Source organism: Salinivibrio sp. MA351 (genome assembly GCF_001996065.1).
GTDB lineage: Bacteria > Pseudomonadota > Gammaproteobacteria > Enterobacterales > Vibrionaceae > Salinivibrio > Salinivibrio costicola.
Map to the genome: position 1 here is coordinate 81,254 of NZ_MUFG01000017.1, position 13,777 is coordinate 95,030.

The 13,777-nt window shown below is 47.8% G+C and carries 12 protein-coding genes; 7 read left to right on the forward strand and 5 right to left on the reverse strand.

From position 1 onward, the window contains the following. Window positions 1-103: 103 nt before the first annotated feature. Window positions 104-1,276 carry a GGDEF domain-containing protein gene (locus BZG78_RS10300; protein ID WP_077661144.1) on the reverse strand — a complete coding sequence of 391 codons (1,173 nt, stop codon included), beginning with the start codon at window positions 1,274-1,276 and terminating at the stop codon, window positions 104-106. Window positions 1,277-1,461: 185 nt separating this feature from the next. After that, window positions 1,462-1,746, reverse strand: coding sequence for a peptidylprolyl isomerase PpiC (gene ppiC / locus BZG78_RS10305; protein WP_077661145.1), 285 nt, complete (start codon window positions 1,744-1,746; stop codon window positions 1,462-1,464). Between the two features lie 588 nt (window positions 1,747-2,334). Here ppiC and dctP point away from each other — a divergent pair. Genes dctP through BZG78_RS10330 form a run of 4 tightly spaced genes read left to right on the forward strand, consistent with a single transcriptional unit; the run spans window position 2,335 to window position 5,753 of the window. Continuing rightward, complete coding sequence (dctP, locus tag BZG78_RS10315) at window positions 2,335-3,360, forward strand: TRAP transporter substrate-binding protein DctP (RefSeq protein ID WP_198532339.1); 1,026 nt, start codon at window positions 2,335-2,337, stop codon at window positions 3,358-3,360. 56 nt (window positions 3,361-3,416) lie between these two features. Continuing rightward, window positions 3,417-3,992 carry a TRAP transporter small permease gene (locus BZG78_RS10320; protein ID WP_021024504.1) on the forward strand — a complete coding sequence of 192 codons (576 nt, stop codon included), beginning with the start codon at window positions 3,417-3,419 and terminating at the stop codon, window positions 3,990-3,992. A 16-nt stretch (window positions 3,993-4,008) separates the two neighbouring features. Next, window positions 4,009-5,292: a TRAP transporter large permease gene (locus tag BZG78_RS10325; protein ID WP_077661147.1), complete on the forward strand. Its 1,284-nt coding sequence runs from the start codon at window positions 4,009-4,011 to the stop codon at window positions 5,290-5,292. A 20-nt stretch (window positions 5,293-5,312) separates the two neighbouring features. Beyond that, on the forward strand, window positions 5,313-5,753 hold the full coding sequence (locus BZG78_RS10330) for a universal stress protein (protein ID WP_077461402.1): 441 nt from the start codon (window positions 5,313-5,315) through the stop codon (window positions 5,751-5,753). 159 nt (window positions 5,754-5,912) lie between these two features. Here the strand turns inward: BZG78_RS10330 and nhaD are convergent, their stop codons facing one another. Further along, the gene (gene nhaD, locus BZG78_RS10335) at window positions 5,913-7,343 is read right to left on the reverse strand and encodes a sodium:proton antiporter NhaD (protein WP_021024507.1); all 1,431 of its coding nucleotides are present in this window, start codon (window positions 7,341-7,343) and stop codon (window positions 5,913-5,915) included. A 388-nt stretch (window positions 7,344-7,731) separates the two neighbouring features. On the opposite strand from nhaD, the gene BZG78_RS10340 reads away from it, so the two are divergent. From BZG78_RS10340 to BZG78_RS10350, 3 genes are read left to right on the forward strand one after another with little or no spacing between them, the layout of a single operon-like run. Next, window positions 7,732-8,700 (forward strand): ABC transporter substrate-binding protein, encoded by a 969-nt coding sequence (locus tag BZG78_RS10340; RefSeq protein ID WP_077661148.1) that lies wholly within the window; start codon window positions 7,732-7,734, stop codon window positions 8,698-8,700. Between the two features lie 24 nt (window positions 8,701-8,724). Then, on the forward strand, window positions 8,725-9,636 hold the full coding sequence (locus BZG78_RS10345) for an ABC transporter permease (protein ID WP_077661149.1): 912 nt from the start codon (window positions 8,725-8,727) through the stop codon (window positions 9,634-9,636). Continuing rightward, window positions 9,633-10,427: an ABC transporter ATP-binding protein gene (locus BZG78_RS10350; protein WP_077461405.1), complete on the forward strand. Its 795-nt coding sequence runs from the start codon at window positions 9,633-9,635 to the stop codon at window positions 10,425-10,427. Before BZG78_RS10345 ends, BZG78_RS10350 begins: the two co-directional genes overlap by 4 nt. Window positions 10,428-10,473: 46 nt before the next feature. On the opposite strand, the gene viaA is transcribed toward BZG78_RS10350, so the two are convergent. Together viaA and BZG78_RS10360 are read right to left on the reverse strand one after the other, a co-directional pair. After that, window positions 10,474-11,943, reverse strand: a complete 1,470-nt coding sequence (gene viaA / locus BZG78_RS10355; RefSeq protein WP_077661150.1) for an ATPase RavA stimulator ViaA — start codon at window positions 11,941-11,943, stop codon at window positions 10,474-10,476. Further along, window positions 11,930-13,597 (reverse strand): ATPase RavA domain-containing protein, encoded by a 1,668-nt coding sequence (locus tag BZG78_RS10360; RefSeq protein WP_077576698.1) that lies wholly within the window; start codon window positions 13,595-13,597, stop codon window positions 11,930-11,932. Before BZG78_RS10360 ends, viaA begins: the two co-directional genes overlap by 14 nt. Between the last annotated feature and the right edge of the window lie 180 nt (window positions 13,598-13,777).

Consider the following 13,777-nt stretch of genomic DNA (forward strand, 5'->3'; position numbering starts at 1 on the left):
TAATTCAATAGCCAAAATTATAAACGCTATACACGCGCCGCCCTCCTCCTTTGGCTCGTTGTGTAAGGATGATAAGCAAGGCGTAGTGGGTAAAAAAGCTTTATCAGTGTGATGCTGGTAAATCGTCTTGTGGGATTGGTAGGGTGCGCGTCATGGGCTCAAAGACCATAAAGGTATTTTTTCCCTCATGCTTTGCGCGATAAAGCGCATCATCGGCTTGAGTCAGTAAGCGATCGATACACAGTGCTTGTTTTGTGACCGTCACTCCAATACTCGTGGAGAGAGTCATGTCGTGTTCCGTGTAACTGTTACTTATCCTGCTTAAAATTTGACGACACAAGAGTTGCGCTTCTGCCGTTCCACAATGAGGCAGCATAACCGCAAACTCTTCACCACCAAGCCTACCCACGATACCTTGATCACCAATAACCTGCTCAAAAATGCAAGCACAATGAACCAGCACTTTGTCACCTAAAGAATGGCCGAATGAGTCGTTTATTTTCTTAAAATCATCAATATCGATCATAAGAACGCTGATAGGATAGTCATCGCCCGCCAATGCTGCTTTTGCCCTCTGCGTAAACGCTCTACGATTAAGCAATCCAGTTAAACTGTCCCTTGTTGCTTCTCTCTGCAACTTCTCATTAAGTCTTTCCAACTTGAATAAAAAAATAGCGAGCGTACTTACTACAAAGTAAGCGATACCCACCATGATAAAGCCAGCTTGTAGTAAAGATGTGCCTAGAAACTGCGTAAACAGATGAGGGTAGAAATAAGAAAGTAAAGAGCGAGATAAAAAAGCGATACCAAAACCACACACAATCATGGCTAACCAACGTTTCAGCCTAAGCCCTCCATCTTTCTCACTTTTGGTAATGGTTCCAGAGACAAATAGAAGCTGAATACCCACAATCAAACTAAAGAAAACTACACGCTGACCAATATCGTCCAGGTGCCAAGCCATTAAAACAACGGAAACTAGGACGGGTAAGACAAGCTGCCACCAAGGAACACACCGAGAAAAGATCCGCCCTATCGCCCAATGACTAATGGAGAACGCTGTCATAACGCAGGCATTATAAAACATAATACCAAAGAAGGGCGGAACCATTGGGCGAGCGTAAAGCACCATATTAGCAACGCCATGAAGGACTAAAGACAAAGCCCACCCATCAATGCCAGGCTCCTGGCGCCGCTCCATTAGCAATAAAGTAGCGAAAAGCCATTGAACCAATGTTGAAGTAACCAGTAATGTTGGTGCGTCAAGTTCAATCATAATTGCTATACAACCGGTTGCATTTCACCGTTCTTGGTATCCGCACCAACACCCAACCCGGGCGACAGCACAGGCAGCCACTCCATCCTATTGTGTGAAATTAAAGAAAAATGACACACGGGCTCACATACTAGCATCGTTAACGCTAGCATTTACCAAATTGAATCCACTATATCTTGCTTTGATCATTCACTACGGTACAACACTTTAATGATATGCCAGCCGAATTTGGTTTTTATCGGCCCAAGAGGACGCAGTAATTCGCCACTGAATACTGCTTTATCGAAAGGTGGTGCCATGTCACCGCGACGAAATTCGCCTAGATCACCGCCTCGCTTACCCGAGGGACATTGCGAGTGCTTTTTCGCAAGCGTTTGGAAGTTTGCACCTTTTCTAAGCTGGTCTAGCAAAGAGGTTGCTTGCGATTTGTCTTTCACCAATATATGAAGGGCTGCTGCTTTTTTGGTCATCAGGGCGTCTCGTAAAATTAAAGCCGCTCAGTATACCGGATTTCTTCCGCTGGATAACCAGAATTGTAAGGCGACCAGAGCCGACTTACACGGAGGGAACCCAGGCAATGATATCGGCAAAGATGAGGATTAGCACAAAAATCAGCACATATTCATTAGAGGTGGAAACATAAAATAGAAAAAATCTCACTCCTCCGGCCTTTTTAATGCCAGCTCTATCCAGTTTCGTCATTCCCGACTGCTTTTGATTGCTATCTATCGCTATCGCACTAACACCCCTTAAAACGCTGATTTGATCGCATTTTGGTGGAAAAAACACATTAGAGAAAGCAGCGTTTATCGTCATAAAAAGCATAAAAAAGAGATCTGTATCACACTACTGACACGTTGATATTCATCTGACTTTAATAATTACACCTCTGATGGTTAAGCTGTTTGTATTGTCTGTTATTTGTGTAAAAACATTGGCAGATGCTTTTACGGGTATAGGAGAGAGAGGCGAGAACTGCCACCTCACTCACTGAGAAAAGGATCTTAATCACACTCTCGTTCACCACGATTGAAAGCTAATCCACATATCGGAGGGACATGATGTCCATTTATAGCCACCTTAAGCAATTGACTGCAATTTCATGCGTTGCCGCCGCATTAGGCTTCTCAGCCATGGCCAATGCCGACACTTGGCGTTATGCCCACGAGGAGTACGAAGGTGACGTGCAGGACGTCTATGCACACAAATTTAAGGAGTACATTGAAGATAACTCAGAACATTCATTGCAAATTTATCGCTTTGGCGAGCTCGGCGAGTCTGACGATATCATGGAGCAAACCCAAGCGGGCATCTTGCAATTTGTTAACCAATCACCCGGCTTTACTGGTTCGTTAATTCCTGAAGCACAAATCTTCTTTATCCCTTATCTGATGCCAACGGAAATGGACACTGTGGTAGAGTTCTTCCGCCAGAGTAAAGCGGTCAATGAAAACTTCCCTGAGCTGTACGAAGAGCAAGGTCTAGAACTGCTCAAGATGTATCCAGAAGGTGAAATGGTGATGACGGCAGACGAGCCTGTCACCGAACCTGCAGACCTGGAAGGGAAGAAAATTCGTGTGATGACTAATCCACTGCTGTCATCTACCTACGAAGCGTTTGGTGCAACGCCAACGCCATTACCGTGGGGTGAGGTATACGGCGCGCTACAAACCAACATGATTCAAGGCCAAGAAAACCCGATTTTCTGGATTGAATCAGGCGGTTTGTACGAAGTATCACCTAACTTAATCTTTACACACCATGGTTGGTTCACCACTGCATCAATGGCGAACAAAGAGTTCTTTGATGGTTTGTCTTCTGATGATCAAGCAATGATCCGTGATGCCGCTGATTATGCGTTCAACGAAACGGTTCAACACATCCGTGGTCTTGCAGAGAAATCGCTCGATAAAATTCAGTCGGCAAGTGACGAGGTGACCGTGACACGCTTGACCGATGCACAGATCGAGAAATTTAAAGCACGTGCACCACAAGTGGAAGAAACCTTCTATGAAATGACCGGTGAAAGCGGTAAAGCACTTCTTAACCAGTTTAAGAAAGACTTGGAAGCCGTTACTAACTAGTTGTCAGTCGTACAGGCACCGCCCCACGCGGTGCCTGTTTATTTGAGGAATACGCAATGACCGATTCCGACTCTCTCAAGTACCACTCCGAGCTACCTGGCCTCCTTGGCAAACTGGATACCCTGATTTGTAAAATCGAATCCTTTATGTTGGCTGCCGGTGTGCTCTTAATGGCCCTAAATACCTGTGTCAACGTCATTGCACGCTTTGGCTTTGGACAAGGGTTATTTTTTTCAGGCGAAATTAATCGCATTTTAATTATATTGATCACCTTTGCAGGAATTGGTTATGCCGCTCGTCATGGCCGCCATATACGGATGTCTGCCCTTTATGACACCTTGCCATTCACAGGCAGAAAAATTCTAATGACTACGATCGCGCTCGTGACCGGCCTGATCATGCTGGTATTGGCCTATTTTTCTTATCAATACATTGCCTCTGTCTATGATCGTGGCCGTATTTTACCTGCCCTCGGCTTTGAAATTTGGTGGATCTATATTTGGGTGCCGCTTGGGTTTGCTATCACCGGTATTCAATACGGACTCACTGTTTATAAAAATCTCACATCACCCGATGTTTATCTCTCCGCTGGCGTGCTTGACGGTTACGCTGAGACTGAAAGTGAAGTTTAAATAGGCACCAACCACTATGGCCATGACTTTAATGCTCATCATGATTGTCTTGCTCGTGCTCGGCTTTCCGATGATGATCCCACTTACGGCTGCCGCCTTAACCGGTTTTTACATGATGTTTGGCGGTGTCGGTCAAATGGACACCTTTATTCAGCAAGTGTTAGGCGGCATTCGGCCCGCCTCGTTAATTGCTGTGCCCATGTTTATTCTTGCTGCTGATATTATGACTCGGGGGCAATCAGCGAATCGCTTAATTGATATGGTCATGACCTTTATCGGCCATATTCGTGGTGGCTTAGCGATCAGCACCGCGACCTCTTGTACCTTATTTGGTGCGGTATCAGGTTCTACCCAAGCCACTGTTGTCGCAGTAGGCTCAGCCCTACGCCCTAAATTGCTTCGAGCAGGCTACAGTGATTCGTTTTCGCTTGCCTTAATCATCAATGCCAGTGATATCGCCTTTTTGATCCCACCCAGTATAGGCATGATTATTTATGGCGTGATCTCGGAAACATCGATTGCTGAACTCTTTATCGCCGGGATAGGCCCAGGCCTAATGATCCTCACCTTCTTCTCGCTTTACTGTTTGTATTACGCCACTGTCAATAAAGTACCAACGGAACCCAAAGCCAGTTGGAGCGAACGTCTCACAGCGACGCGCAAAGCATTATGGCCACTGATGTTCCCACTCATCATTGTTGGGGGTATTTATGGCGGCGTCTTTAGTCCAACCGAAGCAGCGGCCGTGTGTGTGCTTTATGCCATGATTCTTGAGTTTGGCGTATTCCGATCATTGAGCCGTAAAGACGTGTTCATCATTGCACGGTCAACGGGCTTAATCACCGCGGTGGTCTTTATTCTTGTTGGCGTCGGTAATGGATTTTCTTGGATTATTTCATTCGCGCAAATTCCGCAAACCATTCTCGAGGCCGTGGGGATCAACCAAATGGGGCCGATGGGTGTCTTGGCATCTATCTCTATCGCCTTTTTCGTTGCTTGTATGTTCGTTGATCCGATTGTGGTGATCTTGGTATTAACGCCCATATTTGCACCTGCGATAGAAGCGACTAGTCTTGATCCTGTCCATGTTGGGATTGTGATCACCTTGCAAGTAGCGATTGGCTCAGCCACTCCGCCATTTGGTTGTGACATTTTCACGGCCATTGCCATTTTCAAAAAACCCTATTGGGAAGTTATCCGCGGAACGGGGCCTTTTATCGCGATGCTGCTTCTATCAGCCGCGCTGTTGGTGATGTTCCCGCAGATTGCGTTATTCCTACGTGATATCGCGTTTGGGTAACTAAACAACAGGAGTAATTGATGTTTAAAAGAATACTGGTAGCCGTCGATGGCTCATATTCTGCATTAAATGCGTTAGATAAAGCGATTGAGCTGCAGCAACTCACCCATGCTGAACTCTACTTATTGTGTGTGTTTAAACATCACAGCTTGTTCGAGGCGTCATTGTCGATGGTTCGCCCCGATCGATTACAAATTCCAGATCAAACCTTAAGCGAATACGCCCGCAACATTGTCGAGCAAGCCAAGCAACACGCACTTGAAAATGGCGGCGAAGGTGTGCGCGGGTTTGTCAAAGGCGGGCGTCCTTCCAAAACCATTATCAAGTTTGCGAAAAGCAAAGAAGTGGATTTGATTGTCATGGGCGCACATGGCACGCACTCCGATAAAGACGGGATGTTTCTTGGCAGTGTGTCTCACCGTGTGGCAGGGCGGGCACATTGCCCCACGATGGTGGTTTAACCCTGTGTTGATGGCCTGGTACCTGTATTAACGGCGTCCCTGTATTGACGGCGTAGTATCGGCCATTCAATCACCCATTCTATCGACGATAAAAACGCCGGTCGTTTAAGACCGGCGTTTTTTGCTTACAACGAGGTTTTTCTAGAACAGAACGCGGGCTTATTGAATATGGAAATAGTGGCTATTGAGCACTAAATGCACACCAATCGCTGCGATATAGCCCAACATGATCACCGGCGCCCATTTTAAGTGTCCAAAGAAAGTATATTTACCGTGCGCTTGCCCCATCAGCGCGACACCGGCCGCAGAGCCAAGAGACAACAAGCTACCCCCCACACCCGCTGTTAACGTAACTAACAGCCAGTTACCGTGTGACATCTCAGGGCTCATGGTTAATACCGCAAACATAACAGGAATGTTGTCTACCACCGCCGATAGCACACCGACAAGTGTATTGGCCCAGATCGGATCCCATTCTAAATACATCACATTCGACACCAGCGACAGATAACCAATCAAACTCAAGCCACCCACGCACATCACGACACCATAAAAGAACAGCAGTGTGTCCCACTCTGCATGGGAAATACGGCGAAAGACATCAAACGGGACCACTGAACCGAGACGACTCAGCGCGGCTTCATCATTTTTGGCTTCAGCAATCGCCCGTTTCCGCGCCAAAGAACGTGGTAACGTTCGGCGCAGGTAAAAACCAAAGAACTGCAAATACGCGAGGCCCATCATCATGCCCATGACCGGCGGGAAATGAATCAAGCCGTGGAAGGCAACTGCCGTTGCAATCGTGAGCAAAAACAGCACCATAATTCGTCGAGCGCCACGCTTTAACTCGACATATTCTTGCATCACGTCCGGCTGAGTGCGTGGAATAAAGCGTGACATGATAAAAGCTGGGATCACGTAGTTCACAACAGATGGAATAAACAAAGCACCAAATTCGGTGAAAGTAACCTTGCCCGCCTGCCAAACCATTAAGGTGGTGATATCACCAAAGGGACTAAACGCTCCGCCGGCGTTCGCTGCAACCACAATATTGATACACGCGAGGTTTACAAAACGTGGATTGTCGCCCCCAATTTTCAACACAATGGTACACATCAGCAGTGCGGTTGTGAGGTTATCAGCAATCGGCGAGATGAAGAAAGAAAGTACCCCAGTAATCCAAAACAAGGTTCTAAGGTCATAGCCTTTACTTAATATCCATGCCTTTAATCCATCAAACAGGCGCCTCTCTTCCATCGCCGAGATATAGGTCATTGCCACCAGCAAGAAAAGCAACAACTCTGCGTACTCCAGCAAGTTGTGCTCAAGCGCGGCATGCGCCGGTGCCATATTTCCCCATTGTGAGTATGCAAACCCGATCAGTAACCAAATCAGCCCCGCGGCTAACAATACAGGCTTTGATTTTCTTAAGTGGAGCTTTTCTTCCAACATGACTAGGCTGTAAGCAACCGCAAAGATTGCCAAAGACACATACCCTACCCATGACTGGGTGAGATCCAGTCCCTCGCCTGTTGTAGCGGCAAAAGCCGTTGGCGACACTACCGCCAACGCCGCAACCAAACGCTTCATCCTTGAGCCTCCAAATTTTATTTCCTTATTTTTGATATAACAAACAGCGCGCTCTGTGGCATTCACTCCGAACGATAATTGTTTATTTTGTCGTCTTAGGTCACCACAGAACAAAAACGAACATAATATTAACAAATATGGCGATAACGTCTATTGATAACCATGATGAAATCACAAAAAAGAAGTGACATTCTCTACTGTCAAGATTAATAATATCAATTTACTAGTCGATGTTCGCTGTTATCTCTGGCAAAAATCGACTAGGTTTAAGAAAAGTGTACGAAATGTGCCATCGCACGCTGTTCGACTAACAATAACAAATAGACAACATCGCAACTGCATCGTCGCGGTTGCGCAAGGATGTGTGAGTAACAAGAAGGGAGTCACCATGAAAACACTGAAAATTGCTGCCGTTGTATGTGCAGCGGTCCTATCACTGGGGCATGCACCATTCGCATTTGCCGAGACCGCTCGCGTCGCCGTATCCCAAATCGTTGAGCACCCCGCTCTTGACGCGACCCGCAACGGTCTGCTTGATGGCTTGGAGAAGAAAGGATATATCCAAGGGGACAACTTGTCGTTTAAATATCAAACTGCGCAAGGTAATCCAGCAATTGCGGTGCAGATTGCGCGTCAATATGTTGGAGAACAACCTGACGTCTTAGTCGGTATCGCGACACCATCAGCGCAAGCGCTCGCTGCTGCAACACGCGACGTACCCGTCATTTTTACGGCGGTAACAGATCCTATCGGCGCCAAATTAGTGAAAGATATGGCTGCGCCAACGGGTAACGTCACCGGCTTATCTGATCTTTCTCCTGTTGCCCAGCATGTGGCGCTGGCCAAAGAGCTGCTTCCCAACCTGTCGACGATTGGAGTGGTTTATAACCCCGGTGAAGCGAATGCAGTGACATTGGTTGATCTGTTAAAAGACGCGGCAGCAGAGCACGGGATAAAAGTGATCGAAGGCACGGCATTGAAAAGCGCAGATGTGCAATCTGCTGCGCAAGTTGTTGCCACCCAATCCGATATTATCTATGCGCCAACAGACAATACTGTTGCCAGTGCGATTGATGGTTTAGTGGCCGCTGCAAACTCAGCAGATACCCCTGTTCTAGGTGGATCGACGTCCTATATCCCCAATGGCGCGGTCGTTGCACTTGGCTTTGATTATTACTCCGTCGGGGTGCAAACAGCGGACTATGTTGCGGCCATCTTAGACGGCGAGCCGATTTCATCTCTGCCTGCCAACGTTGCGGAAGGGTCTGACTTAGCCGTGAACCGTTCGGCTGCAGACAAGTTGGGGATCGACGTGCCAGCTTCTATCTTGGATCGCGCCTCACGAATCGTAGAGTAGTTAGGCTCAATCTAGGAGTAGTAAATGACGGCAATTGCGTTTTTCGGCACCCTAGAAGTCGGCCTAGTTTATGGCTTGGTTGCGCTAGGTGTCTATCTCACTTTTCGTGTACTCGATTTTCCTGATTTAACGGTTGACGGCAGTTTCCCGATGGGCGCCGCCGTTGCCGCTACTATGATCGTGGCGGGTTACAACCCATGGTTTGCGACCGCAATGGCGATTTTGGCTGGCGGCATCACCGGATTAGTCACTGCTTTTCTCACTGTAAAGTGCGGCATCCTCAACTTGCTCGCCAGTATTTTGACCATGATTGCCGCATTTTCGGTAAACATTCGTATTATGGGGCGACCCAATATTGCCTTACTCGGCGAGGAAACTATTCTAACGCCATTTGAATCACTCGGTATTGCCCCCGTCTATTTGCGTCCCTTAGTCGTGGGCGTATTAGTGATTATCAGTGGGCTACTCGTGGTCCGCTTATTAGCCAGTGATTTTGGCTTGGGGTTACGCGCAACGGGCGTTAATGCGCGAATGGTTCAAGCACAAGGCGGCAGCACGGCGATGTACACCTATTTTGGTCTCGCCCTTTCAAATGCCTTTGTTGGCTTTGCCGGTGCATTATTTGCGCAAACCAATAGTTTTGCCGATGTGACCTCTGGCGTAGGGACCATTGTCGTCGGTCTCGCCGCCGTGATCCTCGGACAAACATTACTGCCCGGACGTAAAGTCTGGATCGCCGTTGTGGCGGTGATTCTGGGTTCCATTTTATATCGCCTCGCCGTCGGCTTTGCACTATCGAGTGGCATGTTTGGTCTTCAAGCCTCTGATCTCAACTTGGTTACCGCGGTGCTGGTTGCCGTGGCATTGATCGCTCCCAAAATGCGCCAACAGTATCAAAAGTCCAAACGCGCAAAACAGGCGGAGGTGTCAGGATGATCTCGCTGAACAATATTCAGGTCACGTTTAATCCAGGGACCGTCCTCGAAAACCGTGCTCTGCGCGGCGTAAGCTTAACCATTCCCGAAAACGAGTTTGTCACCATCATTGGTTCCAATGGCGCAGGCAAATCAACCTTACTGGGCGCCGTCACCGGTGAAACGCCGATGATTGGCGGCCAAGTTATGATTGACGATATTAATGTGACCAAGAAGGCTGTGCATCAGCGCGCCACCCTTGCCGCACGCGTATTTCAAGATCCACTTGCGGGTACCTGCGCGTCGTTAACCATCGAAGAAAACTTAGCGCTGGCTTATCGGCGAGGTAAAGGGCGCGGTTGGTCACGTGCGCTTGGGAGTAAACGTCGTAAATTGTTCCAAGAGCGCATTGCGATTTTGGGGTTAGGTTTGGAAGATAGACTAGGGGATAGCATTGGTCTGCTGTCTGGAGGTCAGCGTCAGGCCGTAAGTTTGGTGATGGCCACCCTGTCAGACAGCAAGCTTTTATTGCTCGATGAACACACCGCCGCTCTGGATCCACGCATGGCCGCGTTCGTGATTGATTTAACCAAAACTATCGTCAATGAGTTTAACCTCACTGCCATGATGGTCACGCACTCGATGAAAGACGCACTGGCATGCGGTGATCGAACCGTAATGCTACACCAAGGTAACATTGTGCTAGATGTCCATGGTGATGAGCGCAAAAATATGGACGTGCCACATCTTTTGGACATGTTCAACAAAGTGCGCGGCGAAACCCTCGCCGACGACAGCTTGCTGCTCGGTTAACTTGCTACGGCGCTTGCTGTTATATAAGCGCCTAGTCATCTATTTTCTATGACTTATTTTTGCTCGGCCACCACTGATTAATCAGGCGTCCTCCTAATGAGGGCTGGTAACGCCAACAGTGATCGAACATGGCCATTAATTCAGGGTTGCCATATTTGGATAAGCTTACCGCATGGAAACGGTTTTGCTTTAACTTCAATGCATCAATCTTTTCGATCATCGTCTCGGACTGCTTAGGAGCAATAAAGTCCGACACCACCACTAGATCGGCGTTTTGATAGCGTTCACCGGCCATCAGATTAAGCGCTTTTTCGATCACAGGTGCCATATCTGTCCCGCCGTGGAACCGATATGAAAGAAAGCTCATCGCTTCTTGCAAACCGCGCTCACCGGTCAGCTCATAGCTGATATGGTCAGTGGAAAAAAGCATCACGTAACAATCACGATGCTCGGTCGCGGCAATCCGCATTAATACATACGCTAGCGCTTTAGCGCATTGCTCTGGAAAACCACTCATCGAGCCTGAAGCATCGATGGCTATGATAAAAGGTCCCTTTTTTTGCTCTGGCTTGGATTGACTGGGTGCGTACGTCTCTACTTTTTTCCGGCGATGGGCTTGGCCCGTCATTTGATAATTCAGCAGTTGTTTATCGACAAGCTGTTTATAAAAAACAACCTCGAGCGCAGGATCAGCCAGCAATACCGCCTCATTGGGTAAGAGACGGTCAACACGATCACTTTGGCAGATGCCGGTGATGTCATCAGGGACATCAACTTGCTTTTCCGGCACGGTTTTTAGCGTTTCCGTCGGCTGCTCGCTGGGCCCTTGCGCATCAACATGGTTCGCCATTCGCCCTAACTGTTCGGCAATCGCCTGAAGCTCTGGGTTTTTCTCTAAAAAAGTAATAAACCGTTTAAGTAAGGTGACGTCTTGCTGGGAAAGCGAGCTGGCCGCCATATCCCATAGCCGCCCCACTTTGCTGATATCACCCGATTGATCCACGCCATTCATTTTTTGATAGGTCGAGATACGGCGATAGAGATCGTCGAGTAATTTTTGTTTTTGTGCTTCAACACTGTCGGACTGGTTTTTTTGTATTTCCGCTTTTAAATGCGCGTGCCATTTGTTGCAAAAGTACGACTGAAACATAGGATCAGCATGTTGAGCTTGATGGGCTGCGAGCCTTTCTGCCTGCGGATAGAAAGAAGAAACAGATTTTAATTGGCTTAGTAAAGTATCAATGTTTTTTTCAAACGCGCGCGCGGTTTTTTCGGTGGCCTGCTCGTAGTATTGAATTTCTTGCTTCAGAGAGGCTGACAACCCTTGTTGAACCAGTTTGCGCTTTGTTTGCCCACGCCAGCGGTGAAGCTGTTTTTTTACTGCTCGCTTAATCGCTGGGCTTCGTTCTGTCAACACAAGTAACTGGGGATGAGACATCAACTCTGTCATCGCCGCATCCAGTAACCCAGACTCGGCGAGCATCAACCCCATGTTCAGGCTCTCAGCGCTCAGCATCACTGGCTCCTGAGAAGAATTCACCTAAGCGCGCTAAACGATTAACTTGGCGCTCTAGGTTATTAATCTGCGTTTTGACCTCATGTTCGACGTCGACCAAACTCGCTGACGCGGTTTCAAGCAGATCCGGTTGCGCAAATAAATGGGGCAACCCAGCATTGAGCTGACTGCGCGCGCGACGAATTAAAAACTGCGCATGCTGCAATTGTTCAAGCGCATGATCTGTTTGTTGTGTCCATGTGGCCAGCTGTTCCTCGCTCGGATCGTTCACGCCCACCAGGGCCATAGGCACCGGCCGATTAGCAATGTCTTTGATGACTAAGGCGTGCTGCGCATCCCACTCCAGAGTGAGCCGGCACAGGTGATTATTTTTATTCACATAGCCATACAAGTCTGTGCTGCCTGTTTTCAACTTTTTCTCAATGTCAGCCGCATCAAGATACACCCAACGACTGTCACCTTTTTCTTGCTCTGAAACCGATGGGTTGGCTCGAAGTAGAACAAAACGAACCAAATCTCGACTTTGGTTGACCGTGAAGCGAGGCGACTGGCTCAAGTCAATCATCGCTTTGCGCGTGAGCCCAGCGTTGGCCGTGTCTTGTCGATAGGTCAGCGCTTCAGCTGTGTCTTGCTCAATATCTTCTAACGCCACTTTGACGTCATCGAGCAAGGCAAGCACTTCTTGTTGATCGAACAGAACTTCTTTGGCAAATGCCTGCATCACGGTTTTCACCACATCACGCGATTCTGGGCTATGCCATAGGCAGTCTTCCAGTAACAATAAGTCCAATGGGGCGACTTCATCACGACCATTGAAAAAAGCGGCCGCTTTTAGCAAACGCACCGCCTTTTTCCACCGGCGATCGGACACATAAAGTTCACTTGGGTCGAATTGTGATTGTTCACTGCCGGCATTTTCTACCCGCTGTTTTAGTGTGTAGAGTTTTTCGAATATCGCATCCGGCAGACCCAAGGTGGGAATAATGGTCTGCCAATCCTGATATTCTTGATGGCTAATTTTCAACTTATCGGCCACCGCCACTTCGTCCTGGCTGGGCTCGGTAAGCATCAGTTTGAAGTTTTTCTTCTCTTGGATACGATTGACGAAAACGCGGAGTAACATGCGATCATAGAGCGCATCAAGGCCACTATCGGGATCAGGCAGTTCATTGGACGCGGTCACTAACAACCGCATAGGGACAGGATAAACATGCTCACCGTTTTTAAAGGTGCGTTCATTCACAACGGTTAAAAGAGTGTTAAGAATGGCAGGTCCGGCTTTCCATATTTCATCCAAAAATACCACATCAGCATTGGGTAGGTAGCCGTCGGTTAGGCGTACGTATTTGCCTTCATCTTTTAGCGCTTGAATCGAAAGCGGGCCAAACACTTCTTCCGGTGTCGAAAAGCGCGTCATTAAATATTCAAAAAATTGGCTGTTATCAAACGCCTCTATCAAACGTTTCGCAATATAGCTTTTGGCAATGCCTGGCGGGCCGAGTAAAAACACACTTTCACCCGCGAGTGCGGCCAATAGACACATTTTGATAGTGTGCTCGCGTTCGTATACCCCACTAGATAGAGCATCAATAAGGCTTGCAATACGCTCGGGTAATAGCGCGCGACGGCTGACGGTGGCAAGGTTTTGAGACAAGTGGCACTCCGCTATTTGTGGCTAGGTGTCATCGTTAACGCATTTGATTCAAATCGGTAAAAAGCTTCACTGCTCTTTAACCATGGCAAGATTCCACTACTTTGCCATTCGCTAGCGGTTTTTGTGCGCAAAAAACCGCCTAATGTGTAACTTAATATTACTTTATGTATTGATATATCA